The following is a 17,075-nucleotide window of genomic DNA, read 5'->3' on the forward strand; positions in this document are numbered from 1 at the left end:
TCATCCTTTAAAAAACGATTATTGTACTAAAATAGGCCAGATGAAAGTTTCTTACCGGCATATATCCACTTCGGAGGATGCCAGTTTCGGCATCAAGGAATTCTGCCAGCCGCATTTCACCAATACTTTCCATTTCCATCGGGGTTATGAAGTTACCCTGATCGTCAAGAGTTCCGGGCAGGTGTATGTGGGCGACAAGATGTTGAATTACCGGGAAGGCGATATTTTCATGTTCGGTCCTGGCCTGGTGCATTGTTTTTCCAACAACCAGTTACCGCCCGGCAAGGGGGAAAATGTGCATGCCATCGTGGTGCAGTTTGAGGAAGATTTTATGGGGAAGGATTTCTTCGGGACGCTGGAGCTACGGAATATAAAAACGCTCCTGCAGCGGTCAGTATATGGTATCCGGTTCGGCGGTAACCATCAGGCGCTCAGCCAGCTTTTCCTGCGCTTTCAACCGAACCAGCAGATGAAAAACCTCATCGTGTTGTTGCAGATCCTGGAGGAGTTAAGCCAGCACGTAAAGGAACAAACTGCGACAATTACCGACGACAGCCGGAAGATCCAGTATAAGGAAAGCGACGCCGAGAAGCTTTCTTCCATATTTAATTATGTATTCGAGAATTACCGGCTCGGCGTGGATATACAAACCGCCGCGTCACTGGCATGCATGAGTGAAGCCGCTTTCTGCCGGTACTTCAAAAGGAACACCCATAAAACGTTCTCGCAGTTCGTCAATGAGATCAGGATCAGCCATGCTACCCGTTTGCTGATCGGGAAAGACGACAGTATCACGGATATTTGTTATGCCTGCGGGTTTGACAATGTTTCGTATTTCAACCGCCAGTTCAGGATCCACCAGGGCATGACGCCGCGGGATTTCCGGAAAGTGTTTATCGTCAGCAATGCGGACGCGCCGTTTTTGCGGGCCGCGGATTGAGCCAAGTATACATCGCCCGTTTTATCCGATGATTCCAATCATCCAGCTATCTGATTTCATAACAACTACTTACGATGTATTTTATCTAGCTTTAAGTAGATCAAAACAATAGTGTTATGAAGTTTAGAATCGAGTCGCCCGGACATAAAATCAGTCCTTCCTTAAAGGCATTTATTACTTTGAAGCTCGGAGATCTTGACAAATACTTTAAAGATTTGCAGGAAGTGGAAGTGACGATCGAAAGCAAGCCGCGCGGGACGCGGGAGAATATCATCTGCATATTGAACATGCGGATTCCCGGAAAAGACGAATATGTGAAAGCCAATTCCTTCATTTTTGAAGACGCCATATTGAAAGCGGCAGACGCGGCGAAAAGCCGGTTGAGGATACGGAAGACGCAACTGCAGAAATCCAAACTGCTGAAAATACCCAACAGGACAGTTACGGCGAGAAAAGCCGGTAAACTGTAAACAAAAAGCCACGCAGGGTTGCGTGGCTTTTTGTTTACGGCATGGCTTACCTGCTACTGGTTTCTATGGATGGGGAGGATTGGGTGAAATTGACGTACTTTTGCCGGATGAATCCATCTTCTTTCTCCGTTTCCGATGCCCTGGCGCATTTGCAAATCAAGGCATTGAACGAGATGCAGCAGGCATCGCTGGAAATAAACAAGACGGCAAACGACGTGGTATTGCTGGCCGACACCGGTTCCGGCAAAACGCTGGCCTTCCTGTTGCCTGTGGCGCTGTTGCTGAAAGAAAACCAGCCTGTAAGCCAGGCAATGATCATTGTTCCTTCCCGCGAACTGGCGTTACAGATTGAACAGGTTTTCAAAAAAATGAAGACGGGTTTCAAAATCACCTGTTGTTATGGCGGGCATTTGCGGGAAACGGAGGAAAACAATCTGAAGCAGGCCCCGGCGCTGATCGTGGGGACTCCGGGCCGGTTGGCCGACCATATCCGCAGGGGGAATATCCAAACCGGGCATATCGAAACATTGGTGCTGGATGAATTTGATAAATCGCTGGAAGAGGGGTTTGAAGAAGAAATGGCTTTCATTATCGGTTCCCTTCCCGTTCTGAAGAAACGAATCCTCACGTCGGCCACGGAAGCCTTGGAAATCCCGGCGTTCGTAGGCATGGGGCAACCGGCTGAGATAAACTTTCTGAAGGGGGAGCAGTCGCTCGCCCTGGCGGTTAAAATGGTGCGGAGTGAAGATGAAGACAAATCCAACACCCTGTTCAGGCTGATTTGCGCGTTGGGCAACCGTTCCACCATTATTTTCTGCAATCAGCGGGAATTTGTGGAGCAGGTAAGCGCTTACCTGAAAAATGAAGGCATCCCGAATGTGTTTTATCATGGCGCGCTGGAGCAACAGGAAAGGGACGTTGCGCTATGCAAATTCCGCAACGGCACGTCCAATATTCTCGTGACCACCGACCTGGCGGCCCGCGGGCTGGATATCCCCAACATCCGGTATGTGATCCATTACCAGCTTCCCCATACTCCCGAAACGTTTACCCACCGCAATGGCCGCACTGCCCGGATGGAAGCCAGCGGTACCGCCATCCTGATACTGGCGCCGCACGAAACGGTCCCCTCTTTCATCTCACCCGAGCCAGAAATCATCAGCCTGCCGGAGAAAGCAGTATTGCCGCAAAAACCGGATTGGACCACCCTGTTCATCGCAGCGGGCAAAAAAGATAAAGTGAACAAAGTGGATATCGTCGGTTTCCTTTCGCATAAAGGGAAACTGAAAAAGGAAGATATTGGTATCATAGTAGTGAAAGACTTCTTTTCATTCGTAGCCATTCGCAAATCGAAAGCCGGTCCCGCCCTGCAACTGATTCAATCCGAACGGATCAAGAATAAGAAAGTGAAAATTAGTATTGCGAAATAAAACGATACCAGTTGGCGGTCATGCGTTATCCTTTTATCATCTCATCGATTTTGTACACTGCAAAAAAGACGAAAAGCATCAACAGGATGGTGAAAACGAGCATTATCCAATAACCTCTTTCCTTTTCCACGACAATTTTATCGGGCTTTTCATGAAGATACTTTACCGGAACAGCTTGCCCTGATCGGTATTTCCCATGCTTCGATACGAAGAACGCAGTATGGTATTGACCGGATATCCTGCTGTCGTACCGGACATATACCCTGTCTGTCGCCGGGCCACGCGGGTAACGGTTAGTTTGGACGTAGGTAACGGTTCCGGTCGTTGCATTCCCGTGACGCCGGATTCGTTCTTCTAGCCAGACATAGCGGATCGTTATCCAGAGCGGGATAGCGCTGATTATAATGATTAGTAGGTAAAGAATGATCATGATGGGGTAATTGGGGTTATAGTGTGAAGTTGTATCTTCTCCGGGTACTTTTTTAAAAACCGCTTCACCTCTTCATTAATGCTTTTGATGTAAATCGAGGTACAGTTGTCTATTGCTGTCGATTCATAGAATGGTATTTCAACTTATCGCCAATTTCCGATCTGATGCCCGACGCAATCTTTCTTATTCGGGAACATTAGATTTAAACTAATCGAACAGTCCACCATCAAGTTTGGATGCTCTGCTCATTCCCTTTCCGTTATAAGTTACTTCCTCTTTCCGGAGAAAAGTATAAATCAAGTGCTAAGATGATTTCATCCTTATGCCATGCGGGATTCTTCATAGCAAAAATTAAACATGGGAAATAAAACTATTTACGAAGGTTATGCAACTCCAAATATAATAGAATGGACTTAATTATCCGGAGCTTGCAGGGGAACTCGACTAAATACTAGACTAAAACAGAAAACCCGCGCCTAGCACGGGTCTCAGAGACTATTTGCGGGCTGAGCGGGGGTGTACTCGAACCCCTCATAAGAATATTATCAATAATAAATATATTTAAATAGTTGTCTCTGCGATTAATTAAGTTAAAATAACTAACTATCCTTTTAATACACCTTTCGTAAATGGCATCCCCTAATGCCAATTACACAGCAAAAAAGAATTCGAGAACATCTAAGCAAATATTGGATGGGATTCACTCGAACACTCATTTCTTAAAAATGAAAACAACCATCATCATCTAATACAATTTGCGTCCCAATAGTCTGTGTGGACAAATTCTTTATCGCTTGGGCGCTGATATGATTAATCAATAGGCTTATTTAATCATTTCTATCAAACTATTTGATTCTTCTATAATCCATTGATTATTCAGAATCAGCTCTTTTATAAGTTCCATTTGGTCGTGACTTAATAGAAAGTCTATATTTCTGCTGTTATTAATCCATTTACTATTATGCTCAGTTTCGTCAATATCTTTCGGGGTACCGTTTGGTGTAAGAAGTTCAATTGTTGGTATCTTTTCTTTCACCAATGGATAAATGATAAATAGACCGTCAAAATCCCAGTCACAAGAGTAATAAATTGGCAATCCTCTAGTATCTACGTAGTCCAACTTGCCTATATTTTTACCACCTGCATACCATAACTCTATATTATTAGCTCTGGCCAATATAGGGCGCTTCAAAAAGTCAATATTTTCACAAAGGACGATACACTTAGGATTGTTGCATTCTAGCACATATTTGTATTGTAAATCTTTATCATCCGCTAACTCCTCAATTTGCAAAAGTGTTTTTACAGCATTGATTAAAGCCTCCTTTCCCAATAGATACTTTTCATTTTTGAAAAACATAAGGGATACAATTCTAACAGTTGCTTCCTTTTTGATTATCTGCTCCCTGAGTGGCAATAAGTTGCCAGTATCCATATCCTCTTTTATCCCCATCAATACTTTAATATCGGACTCTTCAAAACGAAGCTGATGTTTTAATAGTTCATTATCTGATAAAAAGGCTTTATAGTGGTTGTACTTTTCCAGATAATCTTTTTCATATATCTCAGTAAAGCCGTATAAAATGAAGAGTTTATTGTGTGATCTATCAAGTATCCGAAGTGAATTAATCAGATAATTGATTTCACCACTTTTTTCCAAGGTATCATTCAGCCTTACCTCACCTGTTATATATAGATTATTTAATGCCCTCAACTCAATCCAATTCATTTTGCAATTCTGTTTATATAGATGTTCAGATCTTCATTGCTATCCTTTGTCTTAAAATAAGAAGCTGAAGGGCAGTAATTAATATTATCATCTTCTTTTCCCTTGATCAAATGATGAGCATACCACTCATCCGACAATCCGATATTGAACGTATGAGGAGCCATTGTCACAATCTGATATTGGAACTCCTCCGCAATAGCAGGAAAAGTATTAAAGTTAGTGTTGTCCAAACTTCCCAATTCCTCCAAAATAATAAACCTTAAACCATTACGCTTTTCTTTTTGTACAGCAGAAAGTCTTGCAATGCCCAGTAGCGCAATAGCAGAATAGGTTTCTCCGGTACTGCCAGGAACCTCTGTTCCAAACTGGTCCGTGAGTTTAGCTGACAGCTCGAAATATGTTTTTGGATTTAGCAATTTATCGATCGGTATTTTGTCTTTGATCTTTGCTTGTTTCTTAAAGAAATCTTCAATAAAGTCAACTATAGATTGTCCAAAGTGTAATTCACCTTTTGTTGCAGTATTCCGAACTTCATAGGCCATCTGTTTGATATAATCAATCTTTATTTCTTTATTACCATCAAATTCGAGTTTGAAATAAAACTTCCCGCTGATCTTCCGGTCAACAAAAAACGCGTTTATCCTCTTTACCTGATCATCATATTTATCGTATCGCTCAGTAGTTTTACTGAATATCTTAATCATATTGTCCCTGATACCATTGGCGATGGTCGTTCGAGTTTGATTAGCCTCCTGTAAAGCTGTAGCGATATCATCGGTAGATCTAATTTTGCTTCCCAACAATGCTTCTTCCAAAACTCTGAATGAAAAACCCTGATCTTTAATTGCTAATTGCACGGCTGGGTTCTTTTCATTACTCGTTTCTTCAAATGAATTGGAAATGCCTATAAATGCTGTTTTATATTCTTCCCATAACTCATTGTAGTTGCGTCCCAATGCTTCAATATCCTTGGGTGTTGAAGAAGGAAAGTTTTCTACGTTTTCTTGAAAATCTTTGTAGTAAGCACTATTGAGCGTATTAAATTCTGTTTGCTTTTTAATTAGGTTGTCAATGATTGTCTGTAAATCCCGTTTATCACGCTGTATCTTGCTTTCCAAAGAGTCGAGCTTTGTTTGCCTAGCTCCTTTTTGTTCATAAAACTTATCTTTCTTATCGCTCCATTCTTTACGAACTTTCAACAATTCCTTTTTTACAACTTCAGGCTCATCATATGCAACCTTAAACCTGTTTTTAATTTCCAATAATTCCTCTTCCTCTCTTTTCTTTTGTGATCGCAATTGTGATATCTTTTCATCAATCTGTAAGATACAGGCTACCGCACTTTTTAATTTTTCGATATTACTGCTTTCGACAAGCGATATATCAAAGGAATGGTCAAAAAGGCTGGTATCATAAGGCTTTCCATCTGTGATATGCTCCAATGCTTCTATCTTGCTATTTATCGAGCTAACTTCTGCATTCAGTTTATGCATTAATTGTTGAACCGATTGCTCCAGATTTGCCCTGTCTCCCAATAACGCTGCATCAGGATTAAATTGGATAAACTGGTGTAATGCGCCTAATTTTAGCCAAATCCCTTTCGAAGATGAGTTGGCCTTAAAATCCCTGATCAGTTCATCAGGATTAACGTATTGAGCTGAATTGTCTGGGGTAGTAACTTCAGAAACAGGTGTGGTTGCATAATATAAAACGGCCTGTAACTGTTCGTTGTCTAACACTGGCAAATTCTTGATATACCAATATAAAAGGCCATTTTCATCTTTATTCCATAATAACGACAGCAGCTTTTCTTTGACCGATTTTTCCTTTTTTAAAGATGATTTTAATTCATCCAAAATCTCCAATTGTTCCTTTCTAATTCGGACAATGTTTTCGAGTGTTCTATACTTTTCTAGATAAGGTTTCGCAAATGCGATTTCCTTTTTTATATCTTGATTATACCTGCTTAAAATATCAATTTTTTGTATCTCATTGTTCCAGCTACCAGCTATTTCAGGAAGTATAAACATTTTAAGCTCGTTGATATCTTCGCCCAACTTTTCTATGCTGGTGGTTAATGTTTCATAACGGTTGAACATATTAAAATTTGCATCTGCTTCCTCGTAACCCTGTTTTATTACTTTTTCTTCCGCCGGAAGATTTTCGATGGCTGTTTTAAGTTCATCAAGTTCAATTTGATGGGTTGCTATCGCTGCCTTGCCTTCTGCTTCTCTATCCTGTAGTTGCTTTAATTCTATATACGCGTTATGTAATTCTGCTTCTTTAAATGATTTGAATTTTGCTTTATGAGACTGCTCCAATTCCCTTAAGCTGATTAACCTTTTTTGCTTGTTGGATAGGTTCTGAATATCCTTATTCAAGCTTTCATATTCTCGCAAAATCTTTTCAAGCTCGGATTGCTCTTTCTGAAAGTTGGAAAGAATATCTTCATCGGATTCTTCAAAGAGAAATTCTTTTAAGTTTCTGGAAGCTTGGTTGCCACTCAAATTCAGTGTTTTAGCTTTTGAAAAGGATTGTATTACCTTAGCAAAGGCTTTTAGATTTTTATCCTGGCTGAGATTCAGAGGAAGGATATTTTTATCATAAAGAAATTTATAGTACGTGTTGGCGCTTTCATTATTACCGAAGAAGTTGAGCCGAAGTCCCTGTTTTTCGTAGAGGAATGTTGCTAACTCCTGTATGTCAACTATTTCTTTCTCTCCTGACTCTTTTTCTTTCAATAGGTCTCTGGCGAAGATTAGCCCTTCTTTTTCAAGCACCAGTTCATTTATTTTCAGGTTCATATCTGCCTGCTTGGTGACAACAAAAGGAATAATACGTTTGCCTTTCTGACTGTTTATTTGTATTCCTATAGTTATAAATTTTCCTGTGTCAACTTCGATATTCAAAAAGCAATAGGCGTATTTAGTTTTATAGGGAAGCGTACTGATTTGTCGTTCTTCTTTTTTTACACCATCAGTCCCGAATTTGATGAGATCCTTATCATATACAAATACCATTTGGAGTAAATCTGCAATAATGGATTTCCCTACGCCATTGGAGCCAACAAAATCTGTTCTTGTCGGATGAAAGAGGTAATCGTGTACATAATGCTTCAGAACACCTACGGTGGATAAGGAGTAGATTCTTGGATAACTCATGGCGCTTCATCATTTTTAAGTTGCTGGCTAAATGCACTAAAATCCTGAAGCTCCTCCTGGTACAGTTTGGCCAAACGGTGAATGGCCGGTCTTAACTCAAAAACCAGGTCTTCGTTCCTTCCCGATTGTCTTTCTACCCAGCCTAACTTATCAAAATTCTCTATCGTCTTGCTGAATCTTGTATGCACTTCATTCCATTCCTTCTCATCATAAGACGCTCTGATGTCATTGAACAAAATCCGTTTGTAGGCTTCCTGATGATCACTCTCTAATATTTGTGTTTTGATGTCATTCCAGTAAATAACCTTTTCTTCGTCAAAATACTTCTGGTAGTACATATCCAAAAGCGTCAATCCAATTAGTGTTTGTAATTCAGTGAGTTCTTTATTACGGCTTGCATCACTTAATTTCCCCTTCCCGTTTTCTGTGAAGTCGAGATAATAATACCGGCTTCCGTCAGAGATATCGGAAACGAGATTAAGCCGGTACAGATTGCTGTAAAAACTGCTCCACTGCGACTCATAGCTTTCCAATACGGTATATTCTGTATAATACTTGTGGTCAATATGTTTGCCCGATAATAACAGTATATTAATGTCTGCAAAATGTTTTTTAACGCGCTCCTCCGTTAAAAAAGAATAATCGCTTATTTCGTAATTTTCGTTTTCCATAACGATAGATCTTGTTGGGATAAGTAAATAATTTTTTGTTCTACAGCAATGAATACATTGCTATGCTCTGAAGTATAGGCTGTCATCCGAGAAGCTACCTGATAAGCGACGGACAGGTCTTTTTCTTCCTCCACGATACTATTCATTAATTCATCTAAAGACAATTGTCCCTTGCCTTCAAGAATATCTTTAGCTTTATCAAACCATTGATTGATGATTTGTTGCCGGTTGATTTCTTTTGCTATTTTCTGCTTTTCGTTATGTTCATAGGTTTCATCAGCCTCAATATTTACAATGATATTAGGTTTCGGAAGTTCAAACTCGTAATATCTTGGATACAACATCCTAACAGGCTCATATACCACTTGCTTTAGCGGAAAATTGTTGCTGAACCTGATACCTTCGGCAGTATATTGTGAACTTTCTAAGATTGTCCTATGCAGTTTTTTTAGTTGTAGCCTAAAAAGGCTCGTGCAGAAAACTGTTCTTGCAACTCGGTCAGTTTTTCACTGGCGTGATTGATTTGTCTACGAATAATGTGTACTTTTTGGTCTGCCGAATTGAAAAACTCCCTGATATCCGTATATATTTCCTGAGCCCTTTCCCAGTTATTTTTACTTTTCTGTACATTGTCTGTATCAAACTTTCCATCATCTTCCATTTTTCTATAAAACTGATCTACTACATTTAGCAGGTCACCAAGAAATTTGTCCTTGGAAATAATAGCCTCCGTAATATCTTCCGCTCTTTCTCCGAACTTTCTAAATACAACGGTAAACGCCCTTACTAAAGTAGTGGCGCTTTGTTCGTCTTCTTTTCGGAGAATATCGTTTAGCTCTTTGTAAGCGTCCCGTAATTCATCCTCCAATGATTCTAAATGATCGGTGATAATTTTCTTCGAACCTTGAATGAATATCCTTCCGAACTTTCTTTCAAGCTCTTCAATGGTCTTGATTTCACCGTGACGTAGGATAAATGAATCCTGAACACTTTTTTTAGTGGATGATTCTTGTATGGATTTTCTAACTTACTTATCATCAAATCGACTACATTCTTTGCGTAGTCCGTCAGATAATATTTCCAAGGCTCATCGGGATGACTCCGTAGGAAATAGTGAAATAGGTTATCTTTAATATTGCTCCATTGCCGAACGGAATCCAGATTAAAATCGGTTTTTATATCCGTCAGGATCTCATTGATCTCCTTTTGTGTAAAGTATTCTTCGATTTCTCGATTTTTGAGTTTGTCATAAAGAGCAATAATTAAATAGCCTCCGTCAAATTTCGGCGGAAGAAGAAAGTCGTACCTTTTATAGAGACCTTGTTTATTCACTGAGGTTATTCTTGAAGAATTACTTTATTACAGTACAGATTTATTATTTATTCTGTTTAGTACGTCCTCTAATTCAAATTCAGGTGGTAAGGGTTTAAATGTCTTGTCATCTTTGGTAGTTGCGTACAATTCTCTTTGAAATTCACGTAGCGTTTTAATATTAATCTCGCCAACCAGAATGGTATCATTATCCCCGCCCTTTAATTTTAAAATATCTTTTCGTTCCGTTTTAGAAGGTTGTGTAATCCTTGTATCTCCAAATTGACTGGTATTTACCTGAGCCACATAGCTGTGAAGATCCCTTGAAATAGATTCTACAATATTGGAGAAATAATTAGTATCAGGATTCCATTCTGAAGCAACCAATAAGTCAATTTTACCTTTAAAAATACTTCTGTGCTTTACATCTGCCAGTTCAAAGCAATAGTAGGGGCTAAAATAAATTCCCTTCCATATAAACAAATCATAGCAATACTGTGATGGATGTGGTACTTTACAATGATTGGATTGTATCATCAATGCTTCTGCATGAGAATAATGATTTTTCAATCTGTACACTACAACAGCGTCTTTTATTCCGCCCTTTTCAAAGGGAAGTATAGTGACAATAAAGTTGAAAGAAACTCCATCAGCAGTAACATGTTCAAGCCCCGTTACTACGAGCTTCTGTTCATTAGCGACAAACCATGTAATTCTATCTAAAAACTCAATTGGTATGAAACACTCAGGAAAAAGCAAAATGTCAGCTTTTTCTTCTTTGGTCTGATCGAATATCTTACGCAGCGTCTTAAATCGCCCGACAAGATTTCGTGTATTTCTTATGCCTTTTTTTATATTATCCTCTAATACCTTTGTATTTGCTACTGCAATTCGGGGTGTCGTTATTTTTTCGTCATTATTAATTGCAAACTCTTGCCTTAAAATGAAACGTGATCTATTTTGTTCTCTTCCAGGACGTACCTTTCTTTTATAAATTTCCTGTTTATATGCGTTTATATCATCAAATTCGTATGAGGCCCAATGAAATTGATTGGCTGATACGTAATAGTCAAATGCCCGGTCTAAATAGAAATGCTCTTTGTCTTTATCATGAACCAAATTGTTAATGTTGACTATCGTTTTATGTTCATCGTCTAATTGGGTGTCTTGTTTAAATTGGCTCAAATTCTCATAAAATATCGCAAGACAGCATTCCCAGAATTTAACTGCCCTGGGAGAATGCTTTAATTTCTGTTCGTCGATTTGATACATCAGAAAGGAATTTTTAGGTCGGTGAAATTTTGATAATCCTTTGCCTCTCTTATTGTGTAAGACAATAGTGGTTGTGCTGTATAATGATGTCTTAAAAGATTGGACTGCCTATATCTTCTTATGAAATAAGACTCTTCATCAGTTGGGCTATATTTAGTCTGGAAAAAATTAAACTTGCCCTTAAAAGTATTGAACGAAAACTGATAGGTTCTTTTTACATCTCGAATTTCCGAAAGGAATTTAGGGTAAAGTGATAATGCCAGTTCATTTGCATTTTCGAGATACTCAGACATGCTTTCTCGGTACACGTCCGGAGATAGTTTCGTCCGTTTTTTCTGGGTTGCTAAGCCATCTATTGCTCTACAACAATTAATATAAAAGTCAACATAGGCTTTTGGCTTTTCATTTACCAACAGGAAGACAAATATTCTTTCCCAAAGGGTATATAAGTTAAGTGCATTTTCACCTTGGAAAAAGGTAACGATTTTATCAGCTTCTTCAGTAGAAACTTTGTCCGCTTGGCGGAGAGAACTAAATATTTTCTTAGATAAATAGATGGATAATCCAAATTTGTCTTCCTTATAATCTTTTAATGTGCGAATTTTACCTTCAGTGCCATCGTACAATAAATGATAAGCACTTTCTTCAAAGTCCTCAAGGTCTTCTTCATCATTGTAATTTCGAAATTCACTGGATTTTTCTTCGAGATCACGCTTTAATTTGTCTATAACCAATGATGATTCGTATTTGTCAAAATAGTAAAGTAAGGTTTTATCACTTTGACAATAAAGTCGAGGGAAACTATTCAATTTGAAAACTCTTTCCGGCTCTTCATTCGATCTATTAATTTCCAATATGGAAGGTGCATCAATTAAAGAAATAATCGGATGAAAATTTAGTAAGACAAACTGTTCTATATCAGTTAAGTTATTATCAAAATCATCTGCAGATAGATGCTCATCACTTCCAAATAGTATTCGCTTCTTAAGATCGTATCTCGGTTTTTCACTATTGACCCAATCTCTATATTGTTGAAAATTAAAATTGAGCTCGTGAATGGCGTCTTTGCTAATGTTATCAGGCAATACAGGATTAGTTATCACCATTAATATGTCATCTACATATCTGCCATAATACACAGGCCTTGCGTGCTTTATAATCCGGTCGTCAAAATCTTTCAGGTAATCATTGGCAAGCACAAAAGAAGATAGCAGTCCTATAGGTAAAATATAATGAGTAAATTCATTTTCATCTACCACCTCCCCTGCAAAGTCGTAGGGGACTTTAATTTCAGATACTTTTCTAGTGAAAATTTTATGTACTTCCTCAAATATTGTATATAAGTTACTTAATGATTGATTGACTTTGTTCTTATAAGGTGATCTTATTTTCTCGGGACGTAAACGAACAGAATAAAAGAAGTCCCTGATGTCTAAATTAAGTATTAGAATATCTTTGCCGTCACTCATATTTTCTCTGGCTGATTCTACAGCATCATCTCTCCATTTCTGATATTGTCTAGGGTAAGGCTTGAATAAGCCAGAGCCTTGAACAACAGCGGCTTTTTCCTTATTTAAAATAAGTCTATTGCCCAGGCAACCTTCGAAAAGTGAGCTATCCAATTCCGGCCCCTCTTTTAGTATCCACAAGACAGAGATAAGATGAATTTCGATTGGTGCATCAATAAATACTGTAGATCTTTCAATATTGTACTGGTCATGTATTCGTTTATTTGTAATTATTTTTGATTCTAAATTTCCATTTTTAAGTTTTTTAGGAAGAAACTGTGCTTTTATTCGACCTAGAAAACGGTTAAAGAATTTTGGATTCTCTTTATATTGATTTAAGGCTGCTGTTAATACTTTCAGTTTCTTTTCATAGTAGCAAAGGCCATCATCCTCTTCCACCTCGACATCATATTCATCTGCAAAGCTTTTATATTCTGTCAACGTAACAATCAAATCGTCCGAGTCTGAAAGGCCAGTTTCAAAAATTGCCAGTTGCTTCCTCATAAATAGGTTAGTCGAATCATAATAGATGTATGATTTCAACTTTATGTATGCTTCAAAAACTTCTTCGTATGTATATTCCATATTTACTTATTTGCTCGTTATTACCTTAAGATTAATATCTGCAAACTCCTTGATATAGGTAGCTGTAACACCTAGCAATGTTAAAATATCATCAGAAGCATTTGCTTTTGACAATCCTGGCTGGACAATCAAAATTTCATATTCTACAGGGATTTCGTTTTTTAATACCCCTAACAACCTCGCCAAATCATTTCTGTTACCCTTTTCAAGTCGGGAACAGGAGAGGCCGTTCTTTGATTTAGTTTCACGTCCAAAGAGATGATTGATGAAGTCCTTGCCGGATTTATGCTTCCAATGCACGGATTTTTGAGCTTGCCCACACACTTCATAAAAATTTTTGATCTGGTTACTGACTACGCCATCCAAAGCGAACTTTAAATGATATAGCTTAATTTCAATTTTATCACTATGTGCTTTAATAGTTACGACATCAGCAATTTCACCAGAATAGTCATCATCATAGATGACATCAAAATCTTCTTGCTTTAGCTGTTCTATGACTTTGTATTGAATAGAATCAACTTTCTTAGGTTGTATACCTTGTGCTTCGTTTCTTAGATTTACGCCAGCCCAGTTCCAGGATATGAGTGCATCTTTAGGATAAATACCTATCTGCTGTTTGAGCTCATAGTACTCGTTTCCTGTAAGCGCAGAACCATCAGCAAACCAAACTGTAGGAATGAATTTTTCGAAGAATTCTGCACCACTGATTTTAATACGACCAAACTGAACTTCTATAGGTTCTTTTGATTGTTGAGTTATTTTAAAATCTGCAAACGTGTCATCTCCGTCTTTCTTTTCAAACAATTCCAGCTTAAAAACTGCTTCTTGTGTTTCGGATTTAAGAGAAAACAACAAATCGCTACCTATAGATGGATTAACCAAGCATAATTCTATATTGGAGAGGTCGTATTTTACTCCGTCTATAATGAAATTATATTTGGTTTCGACATCGAGGTAAATATCCGTATCCCAATCTATCCATACAGGAAATACATTTGGAAGATCTGTTCTAAGTGTTGGAATAAGCGTTTCTCTAAGAATTTGATTAGGATCAATATTTTCATCAACTAGTTTATTTCCTAATGCTATACACCAATTTTTAAACTGTTTTAAATCTCCCTGAAGTTTTGTCCATATTCTTCCTTTGTATGAAGCTCCGATATTAACAGGTTTACCTATTTCAAAACCAGTACCCATCACAAAGGCTTTTTCTCCTCTTTGTTTTTCAGCAAGGCTCAATGCTTCTCCGACATCACTTCCCACCATCATCCTAAAACGGATATTTTTACCTAGAAACTGCCTTAATCCAACGTTTTGCAGCTTAACTCTTTTGATATTATAAAAAGTCTTAAAAACATCTATTCCTTTGACAAGCTCAGCGTTATCGCCTATTATTGCTTGAGCCAATTCGGTATAAAGACTTCCATTGTCCGAACTATTTATAAACAGAAGATTGTTTTTGGTTTCCCAATAAACTATAATGATGTCCCATTGAATATCATAAATTTCCCGTTTATCATGTACCCATTCTACATCAAGCCTTTTACCGGTGACAATAACTAGCATATTATGTTCCCGATTGATATCATGGAATTTAAATTCGAGGTTGTCATAGCCGGAGATTCCTTTTTGAAAATCACCAGGGTGCCAAGCATTGGTTTTATTCTTATAAACAACTGTGCTTAGTTTAGGTCTGATATTCTGAAAAGGGATGTTGGCATTGTCCAATTTCTTAAAGCCACTCATGAAATCCTTAAATTCTACCTGTTCATTCACTTGACCTGAACTCGCATCTGAAAGAATTTCATTCCAATCTGCATCCGTAGCATATAAATCAGCTAATTCTGCCCTCACATCGAGATCAGCAATATTGGCAACGAAAGAGGCATCGCCAAGCTTTTCATCATATTTAGTTCTTGTAAAACGACCTGCCAACTGTAATGTAATGGGAAGACTCTTTCGAATATCGTGAAATGCGGCTATTTTCAATTCTGGCAAATCGAAGCCTTCACCAAGCATATCAACACAAACGATTATTCTTGTCTTCTTTAGAAGTATCTTATCATAAGTCTCCTTAAAATTGGGTGCCCCAGAATAAATTACAACCGGATTAAGGTCTTTATGAACTTCGTATAATTTAAAAATTTCTTTTGCCCGCTCTTTTGTAGCACAACGAGCCATAAGGATGTGATTGTAAGGACTTGCTAAATCTGAACGTAAGCGTTCAACAGCCACCTTAGCAATTTCTTGATCCGCTTTTTCTTTCTCATATTCACGGATAGAAATGAACTCTATTTTTTTATAATAGCCTTGCTCTTGCGCTTTCTTTAAGGGGAAGTTGGAAATAATCTTTCCATCCAGCCTTTTTCCATCATTTCTAAATGGGGTCGCAGTAAATTGAATTATCTTTTCGTTATCGAATTTATTCCGGAACTCGTTCCATGAAAACGCTTTCACATGATGGGCTTCATCAATAAATATATGGCTGAATGCTTTGGAGAAAAGCTCTTGAGTTTCGTTGGCCTGATTGGTAAGCCAACTCATCGTAGTTACGACTACGTTGCATTTTTCTAAAAATTCAGTAACCTCTTCAGTACCGTCAAATTTATTCTTAATAACCCCAACAATTGGATATAAAGACTTTTCGCCAACAACACCAAACTGTTTTAGCAACCCTAAATTGAAAAATTTTTCAGCTATCTGATTTCGCAAAGAATCGGAAGGTACCGTAACTAGAAGTTTTTCACATCTGTTAGCTACCAGCGTAGCTAACATAGTTTCTGTCTTACCTGTACCAGTAGGCATTACTACGGTTGCGGCATCTAATGGAAGTTTCAGATGTCCCATTATCATGTGCAATGCAGCAATCTGTGGCTGTCTTAATCCTGGATCGTTTTTATCTTCTTCCTTATATAGAAAATCATTTTTCCATGATTGAGTAATTTCACTGGGCGAGTACTCTTTTAGAAGAGGGTGCTTCCCCCATTCTTTTATAACTATTTTATCCTCTTCAAACCGTTGTTTACTTGGAAGAATGTTAGTAATAATAGCATAGTCAATTTGATTAGGTATATATTCCTCTTTGGTTGTAAAACAAATCTTGTTTCCATTATCTTCTATTACCAAATAAAAGCGATTCTCTTCTGTTATATTTAACGGAACTGATTTCGCCGGAATTAGCAAGTGTATGATCGAATTTTTGCTGCCAATTTTACGATGAAGAGCAGTTTGAAGAATCGGTAAGGTTATATTCATGGAGAGAGGTTAAGTTCATAAAAATGGGTATAATAACACTAAAATATTTAAAGTTTTCAAATTCAGCAAGATAGTTTCAAAAATACTAGAACATTAATGCCCTCAATTACGGAAAACCGTAGTTGAACTAGACTTGGGGACTAATACCTCAAATAATTTATTTTGAGGAACGTCAGGCAAAGGCATTCGATGACCGATATGCTTAGTACGATGGTGAACATCAGCATCAACAAATGGCCGCGACCTGTCTTTGACTTTTTTACCAAATAGGACTGCTCAGCGGTATGAATGTGAGCTTTAACAGGAGAGG

The 17,075-nt window shown here is 38.1% G+C and carries 13 protein-coding genes; 3 read left to right on the plus strand and 10 right to left on the minus strand.

What is annotated here, in order from left to right; genetic code table 11:
• Window positions 1-40: 40 nt before the first annotated feature.
• The 3 genes from WJU16_RS08570 to WJU16_RS08580 all read left to right on the plus strand — a co-directional run bounded on the left by WJU16_RS08570 (window position 41) and on the right by WJU16_RS08580 (window position 2,840).
• Window positions 41-940 (plus strand): AraC family transcriptional regulator, encoded by a 900-nt coding sequence (locus tag WJU16_RS08570; RefSeq protein WP_341837907.1) that lies wholly within the window; start codon window positions 41-43, stop codon window positions 938-940.
• A 116-nt stretch (window positions 941-1,056) separates the two neighbouring features.
• Window positions 1,057-1,410 carry an HPF/RaiA family ribosome-associated protein gene (locus WJU16_RS08575; RefSeq protein ID WP_341837908.1) on the plus strand — a complete coding sequence of 118 codons (354 nt, stop codon included), beginning with the start codon at window positions 1,057-1,059 and terminating at the stop codon, window positions 1,408-1,410.
• 107 nt (window positions 1,411-1,517) lie between these two features.
• Window positions 1,518-2,840, plus strand: a complete 1,323-nt coding sequence (locus WJU16_RS08580) for a DEAD/DEAH box helicase (protein ID WP_341837909.1) — start codon at window positions 1,518-1,520, stop codon at window positions 2,838-2,840.
• A 25-nt stretch (window positions 2,841-2,865) separates the two neighbouring features.
• Here the strand turns inward: WJU16_RS08580 and WJU16_RS08585 are convergent, their stop codons facing one another.
• From WJU16_RS08585 to WJU16_RS08630, 10 genes are all read right to left on the minus strand, one after another.
• On the minus strand, window positions 2,866-3,270 hold the full coding sequence (locus WJU16_RS08585; protein WP_341837910.1) for a DUF3592 domain-containing protein: 405 nt from the start codon (window positions 3,268-3,270) through the stop codon (window positions 2,866-2,868).
• An 823-nt stretch (window positions 3,271-4,093) separates the two neighbouring features.
• Entirely contained in the window at window positions 4,094-4,999 is a 906-nt protein-coding gene (locus WJU16_RS08590; RefSeq protein WP_341837911.1) for a hypothetical protein, read from the minus strand.
• Window positions 4,996-8,160: a hypothetical protein gene (locus WJU16_RS08595; RefSeq protein ID WP_341837912.1), complete on the minus strand. Its 3,165-nt coding sequence runs from the start codon at window positions 8,158-8,160 to the stop codon at window positions 4,996-4,998. The genes WJU16_RS08590 and WJU16_RS08595 overlap by 4 nt, the downstream gene beginning before the upstream one ends.
• Window positions 8,157-8,831, minus strand: a complete 675-nt coding sequence (locus WJU16_RS08600; protein ID WP_341837913.1) for a condensin complex protein MksE — start codon at window positions 8,829-8,831, stop codon at window positions 8,157-8,159. The genes WJU16_RS08595 and WJU16_RS08600 overlap by 4 nt, the downstream gene beginning before the upstream one ends.
• The gene (locus tag WJU16_RS08605) at window positions 8,807-9,175 is read right to left on the minus strand and encodes a hypothetical protein (RefSeq protein ID WP_341837914.1); all 369 of its coding nucleotides are present in this window, start codon (window positions 9,173-9,175) and stop codon (window positions 8,807-8,809) included. The genes WJU16_RS08600 and WJU16_RS08605 overlap by 25 nt, the downstream gene beginning before the upstream one ends.
• A 104-nt stretch (window positions 9,176-9,279) precedes the next feature.
• Window positions 9,280-9,699, minus strand: a complete 420-nt coding sequence (locus WJU16_RS08610) for a hypothetical protein (protein WP_341837915.1) — start codon at window positions 9,697-9,699, stop codon at window positions 9,280-9,282.
• 5 nt (window positions 9,700-9,704) lie between these two features.
• Window positions 9,705-10,163: a hypothetical protein gene (locus WJU16_RS08615; RefSeq protein ID WP_341837916.1), complete on the minus strand. Its 459-nt coding sequence runs from the start codon at window positions 10,161-10,163 to the stop codon at window positions 9,705-9,707.
• A 27-nt stretch (window positions 10,164-10,190) separates the two neighbouring features.
• Complete coding sequence (locus WJU16_RS08620) at window positions 10,191-11,414, minus strand: hypothetical protein (RefSeq protein ID WP_341837917.1); 1,224 nt, start codon at window positions 11,412-11,414, stop codon at window positions 10,191-10,193.
• Entirely contained in the window at window positions 11,414-13,426 is a 2,013-nt protein-coding gene (locus tag WJU16_RS08625) for a reverse transcriptase domain-containing protein (protein ID WP_341837918.1), read from the minus strand. Before WJU16_RS08625 ends, WJU16_RS08620 begins: the two co-directional genes overlap by 1 nt.
• 87 nt (window positions 13,427-13,513) lie before the next feature.
• Window positions 13,514-16,765: a DEAD/DEAH box helicase family protein gene (locus WJU16_RS08630; RefSeq protein WP_341837919.1), complete on the minus strand. Its 3,252-nt coding sequence runs from the start codon at window positions 16,763-16,765 to the stop codon at window positions 13,514-13,516.
• Between the last annotated feature and the right edge of the window lie 310 nt (window positions 16,766-17,075).

This window comes from Chitinophaga pollutisoli, assembly GCF_038396755.1.
Taxonomy (GTDB): domain Bacteria; phylum Bacteroidota; class Bacteroidia; order Chitinophagales; family Chitinophagaceae; genus Chitinophaga; species Chitinophaga pollutisoli.